This window comes from Longimicrobium terrae (assembly GCF_014202995.1).
Taxonomy (GTDB): Bacteria; Gemmatimonadota; Gemmatimonadetes; order Longimicrobiales; family Longimicrobiaceae; genus Longimicrobium; species Longimicrobium terrae.
This window is the reverse complement of the sequence record NZ_JACHIA010000033.1, coordinates 20,000-43,351: the sequence shown is the minus strand read 5'-3', so window position 1 is coordinate 43,351 and position 23,352 is coordinate 20,000. Positions and strand designations below refer to the sequence as shown.

21 protein-coding genes are annotated in these 23,352 nt (G+C 71.8%); 8 read left to right on the top strand and 13 right to left on the bottom strand.

The window, feature by feature from the left end; genetic code table 11:
- Window positions 1–393: 393 nt before the first annotated feature.
- From HNQ61_RS27380 to murQ, 7 genes are all read right to left on the bottom strand, one after another.
- Window positions 394–2,364, bottom strand: a complete 1,971-nt coding sequence (locus tag HNQ61_RS27380; RefSeq protein WP_170035057.1) for an N-acetylmuramoyl-L-alanine amidase — start codon at window positions 2,362–2,364, stop codon at window positions 394–396.
- Between the two features lie 709 nt (window positions 2,365–3,073).
- Window positions 3,074–4,381: an AmpG family muropeptide MFS transporter gene (locus HNQ61_RS27375; protein WP_205761544.1), complete on the bottom strand. Its 1,308-nt coding sequence runs from the start codon at window positions 4,379–4,381 to the stop codon at window positions 3,074–3,076.
- A gap of 425 nt (window positions 4,382–4,806) precedes the next feature.
- Window positions 4,807–6,309, bottom strand: coding sequence for a glycoside hydrolase family 3 protein (locus tag HNQ61_RS27370; RefSeq protein WP_170035056.1), 1,503 nt, complete (start codon window positions 6,307–6,309; stop codon window positions 4,807–4,809).
- A 133-nt stretch (window positions 6,310–6,442) separates the two neighbouring features.
- The gene (locus tag HNQ61_RS27365) at window positions 6,443–7,648 is read right to left on the bottom strand and encodes a HEAT repeat domain-containing protein (RefSeq protein WP_170035055.1); all 1,206 of its coding nucleotides are present in this window, start codon (window positions 7,646–7,648) and stop codon (window positions 6,443–6,445) included.
- A 17-nt stretch (window positions 7,649–7,665) separates the two neighbouring features.
- Window positions 7,666–8,817: an anhydro-N-acetylmuramic acid kinase gene (locus HNQ61_RS27360; protein WP_170035054.1), complete on the bottom strand. Its 1,152-nt coding sequence runs from the start codon at window positions 8,815–8,817 to the stop codon at window positions 7,666–7,668.
- Window positions 8,814–9,275 carry a hypothetical protein gene (locus tag HNQ61_RS27355; protein ID WP_170035053.1) on the bottom strand — a complete coding sequence of 154 codons (462 nt, stop codon included), beginning with the start codon at window positions 9,273–9,275 and terminating at the stop codon, window positions 8,814–8,816. The genes HNQ61_RS27360 and HNQ61_RS27355 overlap by 4 nt, the downstream gene beginning before the upstream one ends.
- Window positions 9,272–10,189, bottom strand: coding sequence for an N-acetylmuramic acid 6-phosphate etherase (gene murQ, locus HNQ61_RS27350; RefSeq protein WP_170035052.1), 918 nt, complete (start codon window positions 10,187–10,189; stop codon window positions 9,272–9,274). Before murQ ends, HNQ61_RS27355 begins: the two co-directional genes overlap by 4 nt.
- A gap of 179 nt (window positions 10,190–10,368) precedes the next feature.
- On the opposite strand from murQ, the gene ggt reads away from it, so the two are divergent.
- The 7 genes from ggt (at window position 10,369) to HNQ61_RS27315 (ending at window position 15,228) form a co-directional block, all read left to right on the top strand.
- Entirely contained in the window at window positions 10,369–12,156 is a 1,788-nt protein-coding gene (gene ggt / locus HNQ61_RS27345; protein WP_170035051.1) for a gamma-glutamyltransferase, read from the top strand.
- 230 nt (window positions 12,157–12,386) lie between these two features.
- On the top strand, window positions 12,387–12,770 hold the full coding sequence (locus tag HNQ61_RS27340; RefSeq protein ID WP_170035050.1) for an endonuclease domain-containing protein: 384 nt from the start codon (window positions 12,387–12,389) through the stop codon (window positions 12,768–12,770).
- A 138-nt stretch (window positions 12,771–12,908) separates the two neighbouring features.
- Window positions 12,909–13,211 carry a helix-turn-helix domain-containing protein gene (locus HNQ61_RS27335; protein ID WP_170035049.1) on the top strand — a complete coding sequence of 101 codons (303 nt, stop codon included), beginning with the start codon at window positions 12,909–12,911 and terminating at the stop codon, window positions 13,209–13,211.
- Between the two features lie 53 nt (window positions 13,212–13,264).
- Window positions 13,265–13,627, top strand: coding sequence for a DoxX family protein (locus HNQ61_RS27330; RefSeq protein ID WP_170035048.1), 363 nt, complete (start codon window positions 13,265–13,267; stop codon window positions 13,625–13,627).
- Window positions 13,628–13,681: 54 nt separating this feature from the next.
- Window positions 13,682–14,062, top strand: a complete 381-nt coding sequence (locus tag HNQ61_RS27325) for a hypothetical protein (protein WP_170035047.1) — start codon at window positions 13,682–13,684, stop codon at window positions 14,060–14,062.
- 88 nt (window positions 14,063–14,150) lie between these two features.
- A complete protein-coding gene (locus HNQ61_RS27320; RefSeq protein ID WP_170035046.1) occupies window positions 14,151–14,504 on the top strand; it encodes a hypothetical protein in 354 nt (117 codons plus the stop codon).
- Window positions 14,505–14,640: 136 nt separating this feature from the next.
- Window positions 14,641–15,228, top strand: coding sequence for a hypothetical protein (locus tag HNQ61_RS27315; protein ID WP_170035045.1), 588 nt, complete (start codon window positions 14,641–14,643; stop codon window positions 15,226–15,228).
- Between the two features lie 347 nt (window positions 15,229–15,575).
- Here HNQ61_RS27315 and HNQ61_RS27310 read toward each other — a convergent pair whose 3' ends face one another.
- From HNQ61_RS27310 to HNQ61_RS27285, 6 genes are all read right to left on the bottom strand, one after another.
- On the bottom strand, window positions 15,576–15,986 hold the full coding sequence (locus HNQ61_RS27310) for a DUF3085 domain-containing protein (protein ID WP_170035044.1): 411 nt from the start codon (window positions 15,984–15,986) through the stop codon (window positions 15,576–15,578).
- Between the two features lie 28 nt (window positions 15,987–16,014).
- Window positions 16,015–16,785, bottom strand: a complete 771-nt coding sequence (locus HNQ61_RS27305; RefSeq protein WP_170035043.1) for a hypothetical protein — start codon at window positions 16,783–16,785, stop codon at window positions 16,015–16,017.
- 26 nt (window positions 16,786–16,811) lie between these two features.
- Window positions 16,812–18,293: a phytoene desaturase family protein gene (locus tag HNQ61_RS27300; RefSeq protein ID WP_170035042.1), complete on the bottom strand. Its 1,482-nt coding sequence runs from the start codon at window positions 18,291–18,293 to the stop codon at window positions 16,812–16,814.
- Entirely contained in the window at window positions 18,286–19,032 is a 747-nt protein-coding gene (locus HNQ61_RS27295) for a lysophospholipid acyltransferase family protein (protein WP_170035041.1), read from the bottom strand. Before HNQ61_RS27295 ends, HNQ61_RS27300 begins: the two co-directional genes overlap by 8 nt.
- Before the next feature lie 568 nt (window positions 19,033–19,600).
- A complete protein-coding gene (locus HNQ61_RS27290) occupies window positions 19,601–20,815 on the bottom strand; it encodes a glycosyltransferase family 2 protein (RefSeq protein ID WP_170035040.1) in 1,215 nt (404 codons plus the stop codon).
- Complete coding sequence (locus tag HNQ61_RS27285; protein WP_170035039.1) at window positions 20,815–21,912, bottom strand: hypothetical protein; 1,098 nt, start codon at window positions 21,910–21,912, stop codon at window positions 20,815–20,817. Before HNQ61_RS27285 ends, HNQ61_RS27290 begins: the two co-directional genes overlap by 1 nt.
- 107 nt (window positions 21,913–22,019) lie before the next feature.
- Here HNQ61_RS27285 and HNQ61_RS27280 point away from each other — a divergent pair, with 107 nt between their 5' ends.
- Window positions 22,020–23,258, top strand: coding sequence for a lycopene cyclase family protein (locus HNQ61_RS27280; RefSeq protein ID WP_170035038.1), 1,239 nt, complete (start codon window positions 22,020–22,022; stop codon window positions 23,256–23,258).
- Window positions 23,259–23,352: the final 94 nt, after the last annotated feature.

Below are 23,352 nucleotides of genomic sequence, written 5' to 3'. Positions count from 1 at the left end.
CACACCCCACTCCTCGGCAAGTAGGTCAGCTCTCATGCAGAGCAGAATATCCCGCCCCTACCCCGCCGACAAGATAAAGTTAACGCGTATGCCCCTCTCCCCCCGGCCCCCTCTCCCGCAAGCGGGAGAGGGGGAGACCTCAGCGCGAGCGCCGCACTGTAGTTCGACGCTGCTGCTCCCGCGCGGTTGAAGCCCCGAACCGGACGCGCCAGCGGCCGGTGTCGGGGGTTCCCGCTGTTTGAGCGGCGGATTCATTCGCTCCCGGCAGCCGCGGCACCGCCGATCTCCGCCTCCGGCGCCGAAACCTCCGCCGTTAACAACCCTCCCCCAGTCCGTTGTGGGGGAGGGTGGGCCGGTGGTGCCGGCCCGGGTGGGGGCCGCCGTGAGGTGCGCCTACCGCTCCGAACCCGCCGCGCGCGCCCGCAGAAACCCTTCGATCGCGCGGAAGTGCGCGCGGGCGATGCGCTCGTGGACGGCGGGGTCGCGCAGCGCGGCTTCCTGCTGCGGCACCATCAGAAACATGGTTTCCGTCAGCACCGACGGCATCCACGTCGGCCGCACGAGCGCCAGGTCCGAGCGCGCGACCCCCAGCTCGCGCAGCCCAAGCTCGCCCACGATCTCCGCTTCCATCCGCCGCGCCAGCTCCAGCGACGGCGCCTGGTTGTAGAACGCCGCCGTCCCGTTGTTCTCAAACGGGTTCACGCCGTCGGGAAAGGCGTTGTTGTGGATGGAGATCAGCAGATCCGCATCCTGCGCGGCGGCCTGCATCGGCCGCGCGCCCAGCTCCACCGGCCGCTCATCCGGCCGCGTCTCGATGACCTCCGCGCCCGCCGCGCGCACCATTGCCGCCAGCCGCCGGGTGATGGCCAGGTTCGCCTCCGCCTCCGTCAGCCCCGTCGGCCCGATGGCCCCGCCCGGCGGATGCCCCGCGTCCAGCGCGATCCGCAGCCCGCGCATCGGCGCCGCCGCGTCGATCAGCGGCGGGCGGCGCACCCGAACGACCAGCGCGCCGGACGCGTCCCAGAACGAGCGCCATCCCCACACCGGCGCATTCAGTTCCAGCCGCACCACGTACTGGTCATCCGCCTCCTGCCGCCACTCCGCGCGGCGCACCAGCGGGTCCGCGGCGCCGTACTGCAGCCAGTTCGTCCTCGTCTCCGCGCCGTAGACGCGCACTTCCAGCGCACGCTCTTCGGCGCGCACCTCGAACGGAAGCCGGTCCGACGTCACGATGCGCAGCTCCGTCCATTCCGCAGCCGGATCCAGCCGCACCGTTCCCACCGTTCCCGTCACCGGCGGCGCGCCCACGGGCTCCAGCCGCACGTCCGCCGCCGACACCCACACGGACTGGTCGCGCGACAGGCGCACGCGGTACGCGCCCTCGCGCTCGCCATCGATCGTGAACCGCGTTCCGTTGGGAAAGAACCACTCGTACGGCGTTCCCGATCCCGGAATCGCCGTCCCGATCACCGTCGCCTCCACACGACCGGTTGCCGCCACGCCCTTCCTCGTCTCCCCCGCCCGCAGCACGCCGGCGGAAAGGGACAACGGCTGCTGGGTCGTCCGCCCGTCGCGCGTGAACTCGATGACGGCGGCGCGCGCGTTCGGCTCCGCGGTGACGAGCGTGGGCGCGCGCACCGCGGTGTCGCGCGACGTGATTGCCTGCGTGAGCGCGAACGATCCCGCGTACTCCGTCACCTGCCGCGGCGCCACGGCGCGGTCCTGCATGAAGCCCTCGGCGCGCTCCACGGACCGCTGCTCCACCAGAGGAACCGTGCGCCCGTCCGGCAGCAGCAGCCGGGCGACGGCGCCCGGCGCGCCGCGGAAGCGCACGGTGATCCGCTCGCCCTCCACCCCCGTCAGCGCCCCCGCGGGGGTAACGGAGGCCGCGACGATCCCCGTCTCTCCCGCACCGGTGGCGCCACCGGGAACACGCACGCGGCGCTGCAGTTCGGTGCGCTCGCCGCCCTTTGCCGCCGCCAGCCGGTACAGCCCGTCAGAAGGTACGGGGAGAAAGGCCAGAAAGGCGCCGTTGGGCGCGACCTCCACCGGGGCGCCGTTGATGGTGAGCGTGGCGCCGCCGGTGCCCACGTTGCCGAAGATGAAGTTGCTGTCGGCGACGGAAACGGCGTAGCCCTCACCCGGATACATCAGTTGGATGCGGAGCGGGCCGGTGCGCGGCGGAATGGCGGGAAGGTCGTTGCGGATGGCGCGCGGCGTCCAGGTGCGCCCGTCTGCCGCGGCAGTGTCAGGGGCGGCGCGGGGGCCGGCGGCGGGCCGGGGCTCCGCCGTGGTGCGCGGGCCCGCGGTACAGCCGGCGGACGCCGCGAGAAGAACTCCGGATACCAGCGACGTTCGCCACATCCCGTACGCGCTCCAGGTTGGGGGTTTCCGCCGGGCGGCGGCGTGCGGGGGCGTTGCAAGAACAGGGCTGGCCGTAAAAGACGAACCCCGCCGCGGAACCGCAACCGGCGGGGTGCCACGCGCTTCGGGTGGGTGGATGATCGGAGTTCGGCGCGGGCGACGAAGGTCGGTGCGCGTCCGCGGGCTGTGGCCCTCACCCCGCGTGCTGCGCACGACGACCCTCTCCCACGAACGGATGTGGGAGAGGGAGCACACCCCAGGATCGTGTGGAGGAGAGTCGGTGCGGGGTGGCGGGTTCCGCCCGCCGGTTGAAACCGCGCCTCGAGAAACACGAAGTCCGCCTCGGCGGACTGTGCCTGATACATCCTCCGCATCCCGAGCTGCCGTTGAAGCCCCGAACGGCGCCTGTGGGCGACGGGTCGGGGGTTCCCGCTGTTGGAGCGGCGGATTCATTCGCTCCAGATACTCGCGGCTGCACCCAACCCCGCCGCTTGCAACGGGTTCCACTGCCCGCGAACAACCCTCCCCCAGTCCGTTTTGGGGGAGGGTGGGCCGGTGGTGCCGGCCCGGGTGGGGGCCGCCCGTGAAGCACGCCCGGCACACCGCCGCCTGATCGCACCTCTCCATCGGCCGGTCGCTACACGAAGCCGACCGGCCGCGTAGTGCGCGGGCCGGCCGGAAGTCGTTCATCGACAGGGACGTGCGTGGATCAGGGAAGCGCGGCTTCCGGATCGTCCGTCACCTCGCCCGAGTGATCCGCGGCGCCCCGCGGGTTTTCACGCGTGAGCGGGGCCACGATGGGCAGCAGCAGCAGCGCCGGAATCCCCGCCGCGATGGTAATCAGAAAGAAGCGCGGCCACCCCGCCGCCTGCGCCACATCGCCCGCGTATCCGCCCAGAAAGTCGCGCCCGAACGCCATCAGGCTGCTGAGCAGCGCGTACTGCGTCGCCGAGAACTTGCGGCTGGCAAGCGACATCAGAAACGCCACGAACCCCGCTGTCACTAGGCCGCCGCTGAAGTTCTCCACCAGGATGGCGCCCGTGAGCAGCTTGAGGCTCCTGGGGCTCACGGCGAGCAGGTAGTACGCCAGGTTGCTCCCCATCTGGATGAAGGCCAGCACCCACAGCGAGCGGTTGATGCCCAGCTTGGCCACGAACACCCCTCCCACCACCACGCCCACGATGGTCGCCGCCAGCCCCAGCGCCTGCGTGATGGCGCCCACCTCCACCAGCGTGTATCCCGACGCCAGCAGAAACGGATTCGCCATGTTCTGCACCAGCCGGTCTGACAGCGAGTACAGCACCGTGAACAGCAGAATCACGATCGCCATCGCCGGCCCGGCGCGGCGAAAGAACTCCATGAACGGGTTGATGACGGCGCTGGCGAGCGTGGCGGGCGGCCCTTCGCGCAGCACCGGCTCCGGCGCCAGCAGCGTGCCCAGCACGCCCACCAACATGAAGGCGCCCATGATGACGTACACGGTGGCCCACGGCAGCGTGTCGGCCAGCACCAGCGCCAGACCGCCGGTAAGGATCATGGCAATGCGGTAGCCCATCACCTTGAGCGAGGCGCCCGCGCCCATCTCCCGCTCCTCCAGCACGTCTACGCCGTACGCGTCCACTACCACGTCCTGCGTGGCGCTGAAAAAGGCGATCAGCACCGTGTTGACGAACATCAGCGTCAGCGCCTGCTTCGGATCATGCAGCGCCATGCTGGCGATGAGGATGCCCAGCAGCACCTGCGTGATCATCAGCCAGCCGCGGCGGCGGCCCAGAAAGGGCGGCACGTAGCGGTCCAGCAGCGGCGCCCACAGGAACTTGAGCGAGTACGGCAGCGCCAGCCAGCTCACCTTGCCCACGGTGGACAGGTCGACACCCTCCACCGTCATCCAGGCCTGCAGCGTCTTGCTGGTAAGGAACAGCGGCATCCCGGACGAAAAGCCCAGGAGCAGCAGCGCCGCCATCTTTCGCTGGCCGAAAACGTCAAAGATGGAAGGCGCGCGGCGAGGGTCGGTCACGGTTCGTCCCGGCGGCAGGTTGAGGGAGTACAAAAGTACGAGAGTACGAAAGTGCGTTAGTGGGCGATCATGAGCACTTTATCCGGCCTGACTCCGGCGATTAGAGCCGCGCCGTAACGGCCGCGAGTCCATCTTCGCGGACTGCGATTTCACCGATCTCTCACAACGCGGCCGGTCCAACCATCCGACGCGCGCCGGGACCGCCGCTACGATGCGGTTGAAGCCCCGAACGGGGCGCGAATAGCGCCGTGTCGGGGGTTCCCGCTGTTTGAGCGGCGGATTCATTCGCTCAATGGAATCCGCTCACGCGCCGATCTCCGCGTTCCGCGCGGATCCATCCGCCGCCCCAACCCTCCCCATCTTTTTGAGGAGAGTGGGCCGGTGGTGACGGCCCGAGTGGGGGGCCGCCCTGGAGCCCGCCCGGTCTACCTGTCCAGCCCGCCCCCCAGCCCCACCATCCCCTGCGCCGTTCCGGTCAGCCGCGCCACCGCGGCCTCCTGCATGATCCCCTCGCCGCCCCAGCACGCCAGCAGGTGCCGCGCGTCCGGCAGTTCGCCGGCAAGGCGCGGGTGGCTGAACAGGACGACGGTCGCGTCGGGATGCGCGGCCAGCAGTTCCCGCACCCGCTCGCGCGCGGCGGCGCTGATGCCGGGGCGGCCCTTCCACGCGCGGATGTCGGAGTAGACGGCGATCAGCGGCGTTCCGTCATCCCCCAGCTCCACGCCGGCCGCCCGCAGCGCGGCGGGAAAGGCGACGCGGGGATACGGCGGCCACGGTCCCCCCAGGTCATCCTCCACCTCTTCCAGCCGCACGCGGCCGGCGGGGATAGACGGCTGGCCGCGGCACACGCGCAGCGAACGCACCGCGATGTCCAGCGCCCAGCGCCGGTCCGCGTCGCCGCCCACCGACGCGCCCTCGACGACGCCGGCCACACGCTCGGCGGCCTCGGCGGTGCGGCGCAGCGCGTCTTCCACCCGGGCGCGGGGGAGGCGCCCATCCTCCATCGCCGCCAGCACTTCGGCGATCACGGCGTCCGCGTCCTGCGGATACAGAAGGACGTCGCAGCCGGCGGCCAGGGCGCGCACGGAAGCCTCCGCCTCGCTCCCGCCCTCCGTCAATCCTTCCATGATGATGGCGTCCGTCACCACCAGGCCGCGGAACGCCATCTCCTCGCGCAGCAGCGTCTGCAGGATGCGCGGCGACAGCGTGGCCGGGCGGCCCTCCGGATCCAGCTCGGGATAGGCGACGTGCGCCGTCATCATCGAATCCACGTTTGCCGCCACGGACGCGCGGAACGGAGCCAGGTCGTCCTCCAGCTGCGCGCGGGACACGCGGACGGTCGGCTTTTCCACGTGCGAGTCGCCGCGCGTGCGCCCATGCCCGGGAAAGTGCTTGGCGCACGAGAGCGCGCCGCCGCGGGCGCATCCACGCACCCATGCCGCCACGTGCCGCGCGACGGCTTCCGGCTCGTCGCCGAACGCGCGCACGCCGATGATGGGGTTTTCCGGCTCCAGGTCCACGTCCGCCACGGGCGCATACACCCAGTTCACGCCCAGGGCGCGCGCCTCGCGGGCCGTCAGCTCGCCCGCGTGCTCGGTGATGGACTCGTCATCCAGCCAGCCGATGGCGGCGGCGGGAGGGAGCGGAGTGCCGCCGCGGAACTGCTGCCCCGCGCCGCGCTCCAGGTCGCTGGCAATCAGCAGCGGATGGCGCGAGCGGCGGTGCAGTTCCGCCGTCAGTTCGCGCACCGCGTCCGCCGGACCGCCAAAGAGGATGAAGCCGCCGATCCCCACGTCCAGCCCGTGCTCGATCGAGGCGCGAAAGCCTTCCCACCCGGTTTCATCGCTCCAGCGCACCACCGTCAGCAGCAGCCGCGCAACGTTCAGCCCATCGCTCTGCATCATCTCGTCGATTTTCAGGTTTCCCATCCGCCATCGCTCCGCGCCTTGGCCGAAAACGAAGGCCGGAGCGCGGACCCTCTCCCGCGCCCCGGCCGTGCCGACGCAACCCCCGGTCCAGCCTCGCCCGGACGGGCGGCGGGCCTCTGCCATCCACCCCCGTTCAGGGGCGCCCCGCGTCCTGATCCATCGTCCCCGGGAGGGAGAACGGGGTGATCCCCGGCCCGCGCAGCATGAAGCCGTCGCGCGCCTCGCCCACCACCATCCACCGCACCGGCGACGCCCCGCCCCGCACCTCCGTGCGCGCCGTGGCCATCAGCCGGCCGATCACCCGCGGCTCCTCGCCGCTGAAGGAGGAGCGCAGCACCTCGTATTCGATGCGCACGCGCCCCTCGCCCTCCACCGTGCGCGCGCCCAGCACCTCGCGCACGAAGACGAACTCCTCGGTGAATGGCACCACGCGCGGCGCCACCCCGCGCCCCATCGCCCGCGTGGTCCCCGTCCGCAGGTCGCGCATGTGGATTTCGCGGTCCGCCTCGTAGACGACCACGGAACGCGTGGGATCGAAGAAGCCGGGAACGATCCCCGCGACGACCTCCACCTGCTGGCCCAGCGGCACCAGCTGCGCGCGGGGCATCTCCACCCAGAGCGCGCCGGCCTGAAGCCGCGCCACGGAATCGGCCCAAGTGGCGTGAAACACGATGCGCGGCCCGTCCACGGGGCCTGTGGTGCGCAGGTCGCCGCGCTCGTCCATGGCCAGCGACGCGCCCCGCGCCTCCAGCAGGGTCAGCAGCTGCTGGGCGATGGTGCGCACCTGCGCGTTTTCTTCCCGCGGCAGAATGGCTCGCACCAGCGGCGCGTCCTCCACGTCCAGCCGCTGCAGGACGACCAGGCGCACCACGGCGGCCGGATCGCCCGCGGCGGCGCGCAGCGCGTTGCGTGCTCCGGACGAGTCGGGAAGAAAGTTCTGCAGCCCGCGCGCGGCGGCGGCGCGAACCGCGTCCGACGCGCTCGCGGCCAACTGGCGGCGCAGGATGTCCATGGACCCCGGCGCGCGGCGGTCCGCCAGGAGGACGATGGCGTTCGCGCGCACCGCCTCGTCCGCGCCCACGTCCTCGATCAGGCCGATGAGTACCGCGTCCAGCTCCGGCCCCAGCACCTCCAGCCGCGCGCGGTCCCGGTAGTACGCCGGCGACGGCTCGGACACGTCCAGCAGCCGCACCACGTCGTTTACCAGCGGCCGCGGACCGTACGCCGGCGCGCCCCCGGCCCCGGCCCCGGCGCACGCGCCCAACGCCGCCGTCCCGGCCGCCGCAAAGGCGGCCCGGACGGCGCGAAGCAGCGGGCGGGTGGGACGGGTCAGCGGCATGGTGTCCGTGATGCGGATCAGGCGCCGGGCGTGTACGAGCCCAGCACGCGCGGGCCGGCGGCGCCGGTGGCGGCGGGGACGTTGGCGGGAATGCGGTTCAGGTGCGCCCACGCCAGCACGGCGAAGGCCACCGCTTCCTTGGCGTCTCCATCAACGCCCAGGGCCGCCCCGTCCGTGACAGGCAGCGGCGCCAGCAGCTCGCGGATCCGCCCCGCGAGGGTGGGATTGCGCGCGCCGCCGCCGGTGAGCACCACCTCGTCGATTCCCCGCGGGATGATCCACCGCGCGTACGCGTCCGCCACCGTGCGCGCGGTCAGCTCCGTCAGCGTGGCGATCAGGTCCATCCAGTCCTTGTCGCCTTCCGGATGGATGACTTCCACCAGCCGCTCCACGAACGGCCGGCCGAACACCTCGCGCCCCGTGCTCTTGGGCGGCTCCGCGGCGAAGTACGGATGGCGCAGCAGCTCGGCCAGCAGGGTTTCGTCGACCGTCCCCCGCGCGGCGAGGCGGCCGTCCCGGTCAAAGCGGTGCCGTCCGTCCGTGGCGATCTCCACCGCGGCGTCGATCAGCGAGTTGGCCGGCCCGGTGTCGAAGGCGAAGACCGGCTCCGTGCTTCCCTTTGCCGGCACGCGCGTCACGTTGCCGATGCCGCCCAGGTTCTGCAGCGCCCGCGCGCGGTCCGGCAGCGCGAACAGCAGCTGGTCCACCCAGGGCACCAGCGGCGCGCCCTGTCCTCCCGCCGCCACGTCGCGCGTGCGGAAGTCGTGGATGACGGGCCGCCCCGTCCGCTCCGCGATCGTGGACGCGTCGCCCAGCTGGAGCGTGGCGCCGCGCCGTCCTTCCGCCGCGGGACGGTGCCACACCGTCTGCCCGTGCGAGCCGACCGCGTCCACGCTCTCGATCGGCACGCCGGACTCCGCGCAGACGCGCAGGACCGCGTCCGCCATCCACTCGCCCAGATCCGCGTGCAGCCCGCACAGCGCCTCCGCCGTCCCCGCGACGATGGCGTCGTGGCTGGCCGTGCGCTGCGCGTCGCTGAACGGGATGGAGAGAAAGCCCGCCGTCCGCACGGCGACGTCATCCACCGTGGTGCCGTCGATGTCCACGATCGCCGCGTCGATGCCGTCCAGCGAGGTGCCGGACATCAACCCCACGACCCGCAGTGTCACGGGGTCCCCGTCATCGACCGGATCGCCTTGAGCCAGGCGCCGTCCGCCGCCGCAGTGGACTGGAGGAGCTGATAGGAGGTCGCGCCGTCGAACGGCCCGCCGCGCACCCGCCACTCCCACACGTTCAGCCCGCGCCGCTGCACCATGGCGAACGTCCGCGACCGGAGCCGCACGAAGTCGTCGGCCAGCACCGCCGGGTCCGCGCCGATGCCGTCGATGTCCGCCGTCTCGGGGCTGGGCTCGCCCGCGGCCAGCGCCTCGAACTGCAGGTGCAGAATGCGTTCGCCCAGGACGGCGGTCTGCAGCACGGGGGCGAGGCCGGGGTGCCCGGGCGCCACGTCGTCGATGGCCACGCGCAGCGCGCGCGGGGCGATCTCCACGCGGAGGAGAATGTCTTCCCACTCCACCTCGCTGGGCGGACGCTCGGGAAAGGTCCGGGGATCGAACATGATGCTCACTTCGCTTCTCCCTTCAGCACGTCGCCGATGCGGCCGCCGGTGCGCGCCAGTTGGGCGGCGGCGGTGTCGCGGTCCGCGCCGGTCCAGTGCATCACCATTCCCAGCTTTACGCTGCCGCCCGCCTCGTCCAGCAGCGCGCGGGCCTCGTCGCGTTCCAGGTCCAGCGTTTCCATCAGAATCCGTTCGCTGCGGTCCTGCAGCTTCAGGTTGGTGGCGCGCAGGTCCACCATCAGGTTGCCGTACACCTTGCCCAGGCGGATCATGGCGCCGGTGGTGATGGTGTTGAGGACGAGCTTGGTGGCCGTCCCCGCCTTCATCCGCGTGCTCCCCGTGACCACTTCCGGGCCCACCAGCGCGGCGATGACGACGTCGTACACGGCCGTCATCCACTCCTCCGGATGCGTGCAGAGCAGGAAGCCCGTCTTGGCCCCGCGCTGCTTGGCGCGGGTGAGGGCGCCGTGCACGTACGGGGTGCTCCCGCTGGCGGCGATGCCGAAGACGAAGTCGTCGCGGCCGATCTCCGCGCGGTCCATTTCCGCGGCGCCGTCCTCGCGGCTGTCCTCGGCGCCTTCCACGGCGTTCAGCAGCGCCGTGTACCCGCCGGCAATGATCCCCTGGATCATGGCGGGATCGGTGCCGTAAGTGGGGGGCATTTCCGACGCGTCCAGCACGCCCAGGCGGCCGCTGGTGCCGGCGCCCACGTAGAACAGGCGGCCACCGCGGCGGAACGTGTCCTCGGCCATGCTGATGGCGCGGGCCAGCGCGTCCAGCTGGCCGCCGACCGCGGGGGCGACCTTCTGGTCCTCGTCGTTGATGATGCGGGCGATTTCCAGCGCGGAAAGCTGGTCGATTTCCGCGGTGGCGGGGTTGCGCTGCTCGGTGAGCCGGGGGTCCTGCGGCGGCCTGGGAGTCATGCGTGCGCGAAACTCAGGAAAGTGCCAGAAACGGGCGCGGAGCCAAGCTGCGCCGGGGCCGCGGAGCCACGCAAGAGTGCGTCCGCCCCGCCCGGGCGCTTGCCGGGGAACTCCGCTTCCGTACTTTGGGACCGCAACGTACCGCGCCGCCACTCCCGCGACCAGCCCCCATGCGAGCCATGATCCCTTCGCGCGCCCTGCTTCCGCTGCTGGCCCTGCTGGCGCTTCCCCGCTGCGGGCCCGCCGGCCCCGCCCGCGCCGAAGCGTCCGCGCAGGACACCATCACCTTTGCCTCGGGGTGGGACTTTCCCCGCGGCTCCATCGCCCCCGTGCTGGCCGCGCGCGGCATGGTGGTGAGCACCGACCGCGTGGCCAGCGAGGTGGGCGCGGAGATCCTGCGCCGCAACGGCAACGCGGTGGACGCGGCCATCGCCACCCACTTCGCGCTCGCCGTGGTCAATCCCGAGGCCGGCAACATCGGCGGCGGCGGCTTTCTGGTCGTGCGGATGAAGGACGGCACCACGGCCTCGCTGGACTTCCGCGAGACCGCGCCGATGGCCGCCTCCGCCGACATGTTCCTGGATTCGCTCGGCAACGTCAGCGACAGCCTCTCCCTCATCGGCCACCAGGCGGCGGGCGTTCCCGGCTCCGTCGCGGGAATGTGGGAGGCGCACCGGCGCTTCGGCACGCTGCCCTGGGCGTCGCTGCTGGAGCCGGCCATCAACCTGGCGGAGGGGCTGGTCATCCACGAGCGGCTCGCCTACTCGCTGCGGATGATGGAAGACCGCCTGCGCCTCTTTCCCGCCACCACCGCGATCTTTCTGCCCAGCGGAACGGCGCCGCGGGTGGGCGACCGGCTGGTGCAGGCGGACCTGGCCGGCACGCTGCGGCGCATCGCGGCGGAGGGCGCGGACGGCTTCTACAAGGGACGCACGGCGCAGCTGGTGGATGAGGAGATGCGGCGCGGCGGCGGCATCATGACGGCGGAGGACCTGGGGCGATACCGCGCGGTGTGGCGCGATCCAATCCGCTTCGGCTACCGTGGCCACGAAGTCATCAGCATGCCGCCGCCCAGCTCGGGCGGGGTGACCATGGCGGAACTGCTGAACATCCTGGAAGGCTACGACCTGCGGCGCATGGGCTACCTGTCCGCGGAGCACGCGCACCTCTTTGCCGAGGCGACGCGGCGGGCGTACGCGGACCGCAACAGCTACCTGGGCGATCCGGACTTCGTGCAGATGCCGCTGGCGCGGATGGCGTCGGACGCGTACGCGGCGGAGCGGCGCCGCACCATCGACCGCAACCGCGCCACGCCATCGTCGGCGATCACCCCCGGCCTGGGCGCCGCGGACGAGGGCGAGCACACCACGCACTACTCCATCGTGGACGCGAACGGCAACGCGGTGGCGGTGACCACCACGCTCAACTCGCTGTACGGCAACCTGGTGACGGTGGCGGGCGCCGGCTTCCTGCTCAACAACGAGATGGACGACTTCACCAGCAAGCCGGGCATCCCCAACCAGTTCGGCCTCGTCCAGGGCCGCGCGAACGCCATCGCGCCGGGCAAGAGGATGCTTTCCGCCATGACGCCCACGATCGTACTGGACCCGACGGGGCGCGTGCTGCTGGTGACGGGGACGCCGGGCGGATCCACCATCATCACCTCCGTGGCGCAGGTGGTGAGCAACGTGGTGGATTTCCGGATGGACGTGGCCACGGCGACGCTGGCTCCGCGGCTGCACCACCAGCACCTGCCGGACACGCTGCGCTACGAGCGCGGCGGATTGACGGCGGCCACGGCGGCGCGGCTCCGCGCGATGGGGCACGCGGTGGCGGAGCGGCAGGGCTTTCAGGGGGATGAGAACTCCATCGTGATCCTGCCCAGCGGCTACCAGGCGGGTGCGTCGGACCCGCGGCGGGGCGGCGCCGCGGTGGGCGTGGGCGAGGTGCGGCGCGTGGTGCAGTAGGCGCGAAAAGAGGAGGTGAAGGACGGGGGAAAGCGTAGATCGGGCCAGCTCCCGGACCCGTTTCCCGCCACCTCTTCCGGACGGAGCGGACGGGGTGTAGGATTGAGGTGATTGCTGCGAGATGTCGTGCGGCCGCGGGCTGTGGCCCTCACCCCGCGTGCTGCGCACGACGACCCTCTCCCACGAACGGATGTGGGAGAGGGAGCACACCCCAGTCCGAGGTCGTACGCATGCGTCAGCGCAGGGACAGCGCCCCGCGGGTTCGCGCGCAGGCCAGGGTTCTGCGCCAGTCCGCCACCCCCGCGGAGCAGCGGCTCTGGCGGCTGCTCCGAAGCCGCGCGGTCAACGGGCTCAAGTTTCGCCGCCAGCACCCGCTGCACGGGTTCGTGCTGGACTTCTACTGCGCCGAAGCGCGCCTCTGCGTGGAACTGGATGGCGGCATCCATGCAGAACAGCAGGACCGCGACGAGCTGCGCTCGGCCATGCTGCACGCGCACGGAATCCGCGTCATCCGCTTCCCGAACGAGCAGGTCTTCAATGACCTGCCCGGCGTGCTGAACCAGATCGCGCACACCGCCACCGCCACCGCCCCCGCCGCCATGCCCACGCCGTGAACCCCGCTGCCGACACGACACTGGTGTGTGCTCCCTCTCCCACATCTGTTCGTGGGAGAGGGTCGTCGTGCGCAGCACGCGGGGTGAGGGCCCACAGCCGGCCGCCACCCCACAGTCCGCTGAACGCTCTAAGGGAGAATGAGGACGGTGACTTTCGCGTTGATGGATGAAATCGAAGAAGCGCTCCACGAAGTCATCGCCCATGCGCGCGGCGAGATCGACCTGCCGCCGGAATTGATCCACTTCTCCGGCGAGCCTGACCCTCGGGAAGTGCGCGCGCGGGCGAACATGACGCAGGAGGAGTTCGCGGCGGCGCTCAACATCAGCGTGGGCAGGCTGCGCGCGTGGGAGCAGGGGCGGCGCGATCCCGACCACCCGGCCATGCGCCTGCTGGAAGCCGCGGCCATGAACCCGGACGTCCTGCGTGAGGCGGCGGCCTAGTGCCCCTTTCCGGCGATCCAGTCCAGCAGTCAGAAACGTCGAAGCGGGGCGCCGTGTCGCGGGTGGTGCTGGCGGCCGTCTTCATCGTAGCGGGCGTGCTGCACTTCGTGATCACGGACCAGTACGTCGGCGTCATGCCGCCGTGGCTGCCGTGGCACCGCGGCTTGGTGCTGGTGAGCGGCGTGGCGGAAATCGCGGGTGGCGCGGGGCTCCTGGTGCCGCGCCTGCGACGCGCGGCGGGCATTGGCCTCATTCTGCTGCTGGTGGCCGTGGCGCCCGCCAACTGGCAGATGTACCTGAACGCGCGCGCCGCCGGCGCATCCGCCACCGCGCAGACGCTCTTTCTGTTGAGAATGCCTCTGCAACTCGTTTTGATCTGGTGCGTAGGGTGGGCGGCAGGCCTCCGCCGCCGCTGACCATCCATCACCGCGCGCGGGGCTCCGGGCGAAACCCATCACAAGGCGCCAGCGATGAACCGGCCTACCGCGCAGCAGCACGAGGACTACATCCTCCGCATGATCCGCCAGTTGGCGGGCTTCGTGGCGGCACTGATCGGCCACGGCACGAGCGTGGAGCAGGCGACGCTGAACGCCATCTCCGACGCGGAGCAGGCGCTGGTCGGGCCCATGGCGGACATCCTGCCCATGATGGCCGCGGAAACCGCCGCGCAGATGCTGGGCGAACCGATGCGCATCGCCGCGTATGCCCGCCTGCTGCACGAACGCGCCGCGCTCGCCGGGCCGGATGCGGACGCGCTGGCCGCCCGGGCGGCCCACCTGGCTGCCATCGCGCGCACCCTCGCCCCCGGGAACGATCCCGGCATGGAGGAACTGCTCGGCGGCTGGGCGTGATGTCCCGCCCTTCGCCGCCCGGCCGGAACGACGAATGCGGTTCGTGGCGGCATCCAGCCGGTGCTGACATCTCACTCATCCCACTGCCATGATCCGAGCGTCCCAGCGTGACCAGATCCTGCGCCTGATGCGCGACCTGACGCAGGCCCTGCAGGCCGCGCGCACGGAAAACCCGCTGGATGCCCTTCGCGACGCGGAACGCGCGCTGCTCGGGCCGATGGCGGACATCGTTCCCCGCATGGATGCGGACACGGCCGCGCAGATGCTGGGCGAGCCGCTGCGCATTGCCGCGTTCGCCCGCCTGCTGCACGAACGCGCCGCGCTCGGCGGCCCGGGAGCGAAAGCGCTGGCCGCCCGCGCGGTGCACATGGCCGCCGCCGCGCGCGCCCGCCTGCCCGCGGACGACCCCGGCGTGGAGGACTTCATCGGCGGCTGGGGCTGACACACCGGGGGAGAGTGACGCGGAGGACGGATTCGTCGTCTACCGCACCGGTCCGCCCGCCCGCCGTTGCTGGCCGGCGCGCGGTTCCGCATCTTTGTACCTCGTCATCCCACCCGTCCCAACCGCTCTACGCTCCATGCAACCCTGTCGCGACTGCGGAAAGCCCACCGCGGCCTCCGCCCGCTCCTGCCCGTCCTGCGGGATTCTGAACCCGGTGCTCCAGTGGGTGGCCCTCCCCGACGGCTCGCACGACAGCCACCGCGAGACCGTACGCCCCGGCGGCGCCGCGAACGCGTTCGCGATCTTTGACAACAATGCCGCGGCCGCGCCGTACGTTCCGCCCGTGACGCGCAGCGCGGACGTCGTGCTGAACGAGGAAGGGCTGGAGGCCATCAACACCACGGCCAAGCGCTTCTACATCGTGGCCGCGCTGACCGGCATTCTGGGCTTCCTGGTCCGGGCGGAGGTGCCGTTCTGGTATGTGGATGGAATTCTGCTGGCCGGCCTGGCCGCGGGGCTGCAGCACCTGCACAGCCGCGTGGCCGCCGGCCTGCTGACGGCGTACGCCGGGTACACCGTGCTGCACGAGGTGATGGCGTTCTCCAGCGGCAACTTCAACATGATGCGCATGATCATCTGGTGCGCGATCACGGTGATGTCGTACAAGGCGCTCATGGCGACGATCGCGTTCCAGAAGCAGCAGCCCGGCTCGGCGCTGGCCTGATCGGCATCCATCGAGCAGAAAGAACCGCCCGGCGGCACGTGATCGTGCCGCCGGGCGGTTTCTCTTTGCCCTCGTTTTCCGCCAGCCGTGAGATGGTCAGACAGGGTGGCGGCCGTCTCCGTTCTGCGACGGAAAGGTTCGCTCGTCGTCGGGCTGTGAGGGCCCCTCCCCCGGCCCCTCCTCGTGCAAACTGCCGCACGGAGAGGGGAGAACTACACAGGAACCGCGGCTTCCGTGCAGGTAAAGCGTCACGTCTGGTTGTGAGGCTTTCCGCAGTTGGTACGCGAATTCATCCGCTCGCGCCGTAGCCGTCCATCCACCAGATCACGCCAGCGGTGGGCGGATGATCAGCCGGGGCGGCGAAGGGACATGCGCACCTTCTGCTCGGTGAGGGTGATGACCAGCGTGTCGCCCTCGCGCACCGGATCCAGCTGCGCGGCATCGATGAACTCGCAGATGGGCTCGCCGCCCACGGCGCTCTCGCTGCGATAGCCGGCCGCGTGCGCCACGCTTTCCGCCGCGCGCTTGCCGGCGTTGCTGCGCAGATACACGCCGCGGTCGTTCATCAGCCAGAGCCCGGCGGGGGCGCCGGTGCCGGGGTGGTCCACCTCGCCGTCCCACTCCGCGGGATCGCCGCCGAGGTCCACGCCGGCCGCGATCAGCCGCTGCGCCTCCGTCATCACCCGCTCCTTGGCGCCGCGCGACTCCTCCACCAGCGCGCGCACCTCCGCCCCCTCGAACTCGAACTTCCCTTCCATCTACCCCTCCCGTCCTGACAGAAAAGAATCAGCGGAACAGCGTCTCGGAATCGCGGCGCACGGCGGCGCAGTCGGCGGCGGCGGTGCGCACCATCACGAACCCGCTGGCCGCCGGGTCCGCCTGCATGGGCAGCGTGCGGCGGAACAGCCGGTTGTCCGCGCCCAGCGTACGCTGCTCCATCGCGCGGATTTCCATCGTCCCCTCGATGCGGTCGTCCGAGGTCTGCCGCCCGTGCAGCACCAGGTGCGAGCGCTGCGCGATGAACAGCCGCACGCGCCCAAAGAGCGGAAAGTGGCCGATGACCGTCGCTCCCGGACGTCCGTCTCCGTCGTTGTCCACCACGCCGCGCGCCGCGGCGTTCAGGGGAAGTTCGCCGCCGGTAAGGGCGGGATCGTAGCCGATGGCCTCCACGCCCAGGTCCGCCGTGAAGGCCGCGCGCTCGCCCGCGCCCTGCACCACGCCGGTGTACTCGCGCGGAGGCAGGCCGCGCACGAATGCCGCGGGCACGGTCATCCGCATGCGCGGGCTCTCGATGCGCACGTCACACACCGTCTGCCGCTGCACCCAGCGCGAGCCGTCGCGCCGCATGTCCACCAGCAGCAGGGTGCGCGTGACGCTGCGCTCGCTCCCCACCACCGGCACGCGCGTCACCGTGCCGATGCGCATCTCCATCGCGTAGCGGCCCGCCCACGTGGCGCCGGGGTCCGCCGGAACCGCCGCGCCCAGAAGCAGCGGCAGCGCGGCCAGAATCCCCATCCGCAGAACACGTCCCGGCGCGCCGGGCATTCGATCCGTCATCAACGATTTACTTCCTCCGACTTCGATCAGCCCCGTCCGCGGTCCGCCAGGAGTGCGGCGGCCGCGGCGTGGCCGGAAAGTACGCACAGCGGCACGCCGCCACCCGGATGGGCGCTCCCAGACGCAAGGTACAGCCCGCGCACGCCGGGCACACGGTTGGCCGGGCGCCGGAACGCGGCCAGCGCCGAGTTGCTCGCGGCGCCGTAGATGGCCCCGCGGCTCCCCGCGAACTGCGCGGCGAGGGCCGTCGGCGTGCGCTCCCACACCAGGTCGTCGCCCTCCGCGCGAAGGCCCGCCGCGTCCAGCCGGCGCAGCACGGTCGCACGCAGTGTATCCCACGTGGCGGCAGATGATCCCCCGGGCGGCTCCGCGGGCGCGTTCGCCATCACAAAGACGGGCTCCTCCTCCGTCCATCCCGCGCGCCCGTGACACGCCTCCTGCGCGCAGAGATAGACCGTTGGGTCGATGGGAGGACGCCCGCGGTCGAACATGTCGGCGAACTCCTCCAGGTACTCGCGCGGGAAAAGGACGGTATGCGCCACGCGCGCGTCAACCCCGCTCCGCCGCCGCGCGCGCAGAATGCCGGTCCATCCGGAGGTGGAAGGCGGCACCGCGCCCCGCCGGGGCCGCGACGGTGGCGGAAGAAGATCGCCCAGCACGTGCGCCGCATCCGCGTTGCCGACCACCGCGTCCGCCGACCACTCGCGCCCGTCCGCCGTGCGCGCGCCGCGAACCCGCCCGTCGCGGACGATCAATCCGTCCACGCGCGCGCCGCATTCCATCCGCACGCCCAGCCGCTCCGCCGCGCGTACCAGCGCGCGGACGATCTCGTACATCCCGCCCTCCACACCGAATCCGCCAAGGGAAAGCTCCACGTGGGCGATGCAGTGCAGCGTCGCGGGCGCGCGCCGCACGTCCGACCCGTTGTACGTCGCGTACCGCGCCAGCAGCCAGCGCAGGTGCGGATCGCGGACGCGCGCGCGGATGGCGCCCCACATGGTGTGCAGCGGATCGATACGGGGCAGGAGCGCGAGCGATCCCAATCCGCCACGGACGAGCGATCCGACAGACGGCGCGTGACCGTGGACAAAGTGCGGAGCCGCCGCGTCCCAGATGCGCCCCGCATAGGCCAGAAACGCCGCAAACTCGTCCGCCGCCACCCGGCCCAGCGTCTGCTCCACGGACTGCAGCGTGCGTTCGGGCCGCGAATGGACGTCCAGCGCCACACCGTCGGGATACAGATAACGGAAGCCCGGCTCCGGCTCGGGCAGCGTCAGTTCGTCCGCCAGCGACGATCCGGCGAGGCGAAGCGTGCGGTCGAGGGTGTCGGGAAGGGTGAGCACGCTGGGCCCCGTATCCACCTCCACGCCATCGATGACGGCGATCCCCATCTTGCCGCCGGGACGCGGCCCGGCCTCCAGAATCTGGACAGACAACCCACGCGCGGCGAGCGCGATCGCGGCGGACAGGCCGCCCATGCCGGAGCCGACGACCAGGACGTCAGTCATGCGCCGCCTCCCTTCCGCCCAGCAGCCGCGCGCCCCAGCCGCCCTCCGGTGAGGCCGTGCGCCCCGCAATCAGGGGGATGAACCCCGGCTCACCCCGGTCCACCGCTCCATCGATGCGCGCCAGCCCGTCGATGATCTCCGCCTCCAGCGCGTCCAGATCCAGCCCGGAAGCCGACACCGGCGCGCCGAGACGGGCGTAGGCCGCGGGGCCGGGCTGGTCGCCCCAGGCGTACTGGATGGAGATGGGGACGACGGTGGAGGACGGTACCCATCGCGCCAGCAGCCGGATGCCGGGCTCGAAGCCGAGCGGGCGCAGGTGCGCGGGGCGGTGGCGGCCCTGCGGAAAAACCCAGAGCGCGCGGCCGGGGCGGTCCAGCCGGTCCGCCCCGGCGCGCAGGCCGGCGCGGGCACGTGCGCCACCGCTCCGGTCGAGCGGCAACGCGCCGAGGCGGGCAAAGAACGGCAGCCGCCGCACGCTTTCCGCATCCATCAGCGCGTAGCCTTCCGTGTTCAGCGCCTCGTCCAGCGCAATGACAAGAAACGAATCCCACCACCCCACGTGGTTGGCGGCCAGGATGACGGGCCCGCGCCGCGCCGCCTCGCGCGCCGCATCCAATCCCGCCACGTACAGCCCGTCCAGCCCCCGCGCGATGCGCCGGCGCACGTAGCGCCGCGCCAGCGCGAGGAACCACGCGGAGCGGAGGGAGGCGGGGGCTGGGTTGGGAGCGGGAGAAGGCAAGATGACGGAAGTGCGTGAGTGCGTGAGTGCGTGAGTGCGTGAGTGCGAAAAGCCAAGGAAAGTGCTGGGTGCCGTGTGTCGGGCGGGGATTGGCGCATGCCGAGGCAGCCCTCACCCCCCAGCCCCCTCTCCCGCAAGCGGGCGAGGGGGAGCCGTTCGGCGCGGACGGACGGTGCGGCGCGTGTCCGCGGCTTCCGCGCCGGGGTGCTCGCAGTCGCGGCAACAACGGCGCGAAGTCCGCCTGCGCGGACTGCGGCCGCCGTCCCCCGCCGTGCCGTCTGCCGGGTCGGTTGAAGCCCCGATCACGGGCGCGACAGCGGCCGTGAGTCGGGGCTTACCGCTGTTGGAGCGGCGGATTCATTCGCTCTCGACAGCCGGGGCAGCGCCAATCCTCGCCTGCCCCACCGGCCCGTCAGCCGCCAAAAACCCTCCCCCAGTCTTTTTTGGGGGAGGGTGGGCCGGTGGTGCCGGCCCGGGTGGGGGCCGCCCGCGAACTCCGCCCGGCATGAGGCACTTTCCGCCGCGTGCGATTCCATTCGGCCTCCGCGCCCGAGCCACTCTTCCGCCGCTACTCCGCCGCGCTTCCACTTCCCGCCACGCGCGCCGCCCGCGCCCCGTACGTCCGCCCGCGCCACCGGATCTCCCCGCGCCCGCTCCACCGCGCCGAGTTGATGGCGATCCCGATCAGCCCCAGCACGGCGAACGGATGCAGCAGCACGCTCTCCCACGGCTGGCGGAAACGGATCGCGAGCAGCAGCCGCAGCATCACGTTCGCCGCCACGCCCAGCGCGCCGGTCAGCACGAGGTGTACGCCGCGGTGATCCACGTGCGGAACCGCGCGGGCCACCATCACCAATCCAGCCACCATCGCGACGTACGGCAGCAGAAACATGGCGGCGTGCACCAGCGCGAATCCCACCAGTCCAACCGGACGCCCGCCTACGCCCTCGTACAGGTTCTTACTGAACCCGCGCACCACCTCGCCGCCGTCGCGGTACATGCGGCACCGCGCCATCCGGTGCCCGTCCGCGAACACCACGCGCCCGCCGCTTTCCTTCACCCGCCGGCAGAAGGCCATGTCGTCCACCACCTCCGCGCGCACGGCGGACCATCCGCCCGCGGCGGCGTACGCGGCGCGACGGACGGCCAGAAGCTGTCCGTTGGCGACAAGGAAGCGCGGATCGCGCGAGCGCCACACCAGCGGCAGCGGCAGCCACGCCAGGTACGTCAGGTGCAGCAGGGGGATGATCAGCCGTTCCGCGAACGTCCCCGTCACCTGCCGCGTTCCCGCCGTCACCACGTCCGCGCGCATCCGGTCGAACAGCGAACCCATGCGCGCCAGGCACTCCGGTTCCGCCACCGTGTCCGCGTCCATGTAGACGAGCACGTCGCCGGTCGCCGCGTTCGCCAGGTGATGGCAGGCGTGCGGCTTTCCCACCCATCCCGCCGGGAGCGGGCCGCCGCTCATCAACCGCACGCGCCCGTCCTCTTCCGCCAACCGCGCGACGATCGCCGCGGTCCCGTCCGTCGAGCCGTCGTCGTAGACGATCACCTCGTCCGGCGCGTTGGCCAGGGCGCCGCGCACGCACGCCTCAATGCGCTCCGCCTCATCCCGCGCGGGGATCAGAACGGAAACGCGCCCCGGCATCCGCCCGTCCCGCCGCCCGCGCGGCCACGCCACCACGTTGAAAGCCGCCATCGCCAGAACAATCCACGGCAGGATGGCGATGATCCACATCCACAGCGGTACGCCCGGTGGCGGATCGTGGATGACCATGTCCATCAGCCCATCCCCAGCCACTGGCGCACGAGCCGCGCGGGACGTCCGGCGCGCGGGCCGGTGAACAGCGGCAGCCAAGGCGAGTTGGGTCCGGCCGGATGATGGACGCGCATCCGCACGAACGGCCGGTGCCGCGCCAGATCGACCCGGTCCGGGTGCACCAGTTCGCTCCACCCCGTCACCGTCTCCCCGTCAACGGACCCTTCCGAAAGCAGCCGCAGATAGAACGGACCCGCGTCGCTCACCACGGTGTGGCGCACGGTCAGCCACTCGCGCCCCTCGTGGCGCAGAACGATGTGCTCCGGCCGCCGCAGCCCGCCGAACGTCATCCGCTCGCGCCCCAGTTCCACCTCCAGCGGCACCCGCTCCGTCCGCCCGTCCGCGCCGATGATGACGCCGGTGGCGATCATTTCCCTTTCCGCCTCGCGCGGCCAGAGAAGGTAGTAGATGCGCTCGTGCCCGGCGAAGGGAAGGCGCCCCCACATCCACCGCTCAATCCCCAGGTCGTGCAGCGGCACGCGGCCGCCATTGCGGTCGTGGTACCCCCGCCCGCGGATCAGCCCCAGCGGCTTTCCGCCGACGGACAGGTCCACCTCCGCCTCGCACGGCCCGGTCAGCGGCGTCCACAGGTGCTCGGAAGCCGCCACGGACGCGTCATCTCCCCGCCGCGCGGTACCGGCCAGGTGAAAGGTGCCCGTCAGCCGGTCCGTCGTCCCCGGAAGGCTGCAGTCGATGGCGGCATCCAGCGTGCAGCGTCCCGCGTCCACACGGCGCCGGAACGTGCAGCCGCCGATGCGCTGGATGTCGGAAAGCGATTGCTCGTCCACCGGGGCGGGCGCATGCTCCTGCAGCAGGTAAAAGGCGGGAACGCCGCGCCGGTACACGACCAGGTTCACGCTGGGCCGGCCGATGGGGAGTTGCGCCCTGCCCCGCCGCGCGGCGTTCGCGTAGCCGGGCAGAAAGGGCAGTCCGTACGACCAGATGAGCACGGCGCCGTCGCCCCGGGGCGTTACGACGTCCGCGTACCACCACAGAAAACCGCCCGGCGCGCGCAGCAGCCCGGGGTCCACCGCCTGCGCCGCGCCCGCGATCTCGATCACCCCTGCCTCCGTTTGACGACCTTGCTCTCCTGTTCGCGCGGCATATATACTGCCTGTATAATCTTTGTGCAAAGACAAACCCGGCCGCCGATGCACCGCGCACGCCCATGAGGATGCTGGATGCGCTGGTTCTGGGAAAGGGCCCGGCCGCGCTCGCCGCCGCCGCCGCCCTCGCCGGACGCGGCCTGCACGTCGGCATCTCCGGGCCGGCGGGCCCCGTGCACTGGCCCGCGCGCTACGCGGCGTGGACGGACGAACTGCCGGAGGATCTGCGGACGCTGGTGCACGCCCGCTGGCCTAAAGCGGTAGTCGTCGGCAGCGAGCGGCACGTCATCGACCGCGAATACGCGCTGCTGGACAACGCGGCGCTGGCGGACGTGCTGCGCGGCCGGTGCGAGGCGCGCGAGGTGGAGTGGATCGCCGGCACGGTCGCGGACGCGGCGCACGACGCGCACGGCAGCCGTGTCCGCTTCCGGGAGGGTGGAGGCGCGGCGGCCCGCGTCATCGTGGACGCGACCGGATGGGACGCGGCGCTGGTGCGGCGCGAGCGGCGGCCGGAAGCGGCGTTCCAGACGGCCGTGGGATGGACAGTGGAGGCGGACGGCGTTCCCCTGCGCGCGGACGAGACGCTGCTGATGGACTGGGGGCGCGAATGGCGCGACGCGGACCCCGCGCCCACCTTTCTGTACGCCTTCGGCCTCCCCGGCCGCCGCTGGTTTCTGGAAGAAACGGCGCTCGTCCGCAGGCCCGCTGTGAGTGATGACACGCTGGAGCGCCGCCTTCGCCGCCGGCTGGACGAGATGGGGCTGCGCATCCACCGCGTGGTGCATCACGAGCGGGTGTGGATTCCCATGGGCGGCGCGCTTCCCGTGCCGCAGCGCGTGATCGGCTTTGGCGCGGCGGGCGGAATGATCCACCCCGCCACCGGCTACTCCGTCGCCCGCTCGCTCCGCGCCGCGCCGGTGCTGGCGGAATCCGTGTCGGCATCACTCGGCGCGGGGCACGCGCCGGACCAGGTGGCGGCGGATGCGTGGGAGGCGCTGTGGCCCGCGGACGCACGGTTGCGGTCAGCGCTGTACCGCTACGGGATGGAGATGCTGCGGGAGATGGACGGCGGAGAGACGCGCGCCTTTTTCGACGCGTTCTTTCAGCTTCCCCGCGCGGAATGGACCGGCTACCTGAGCGACCGCCTGTCCAGCGCGCGGATGATGGCGATGATGGCGCGCCTGTACGCCGCCGCGCCGCCGCCGGTCCGCTCCAGACTCGGCGCGGGAATGATCGCCGGCCCCGGACGCGCGCTGGCCGGCGCCCTGCTCGGACGGCTCGGTGTCCGGCGCGGTGGATGACGGGAAGTAGCTGATCGCTTCCGTCTCGCTGTTCGGCACAGGACGGATCAAGATCGCGCGGCGGATGACGGCGAAGGATCGACCGATGCCCATC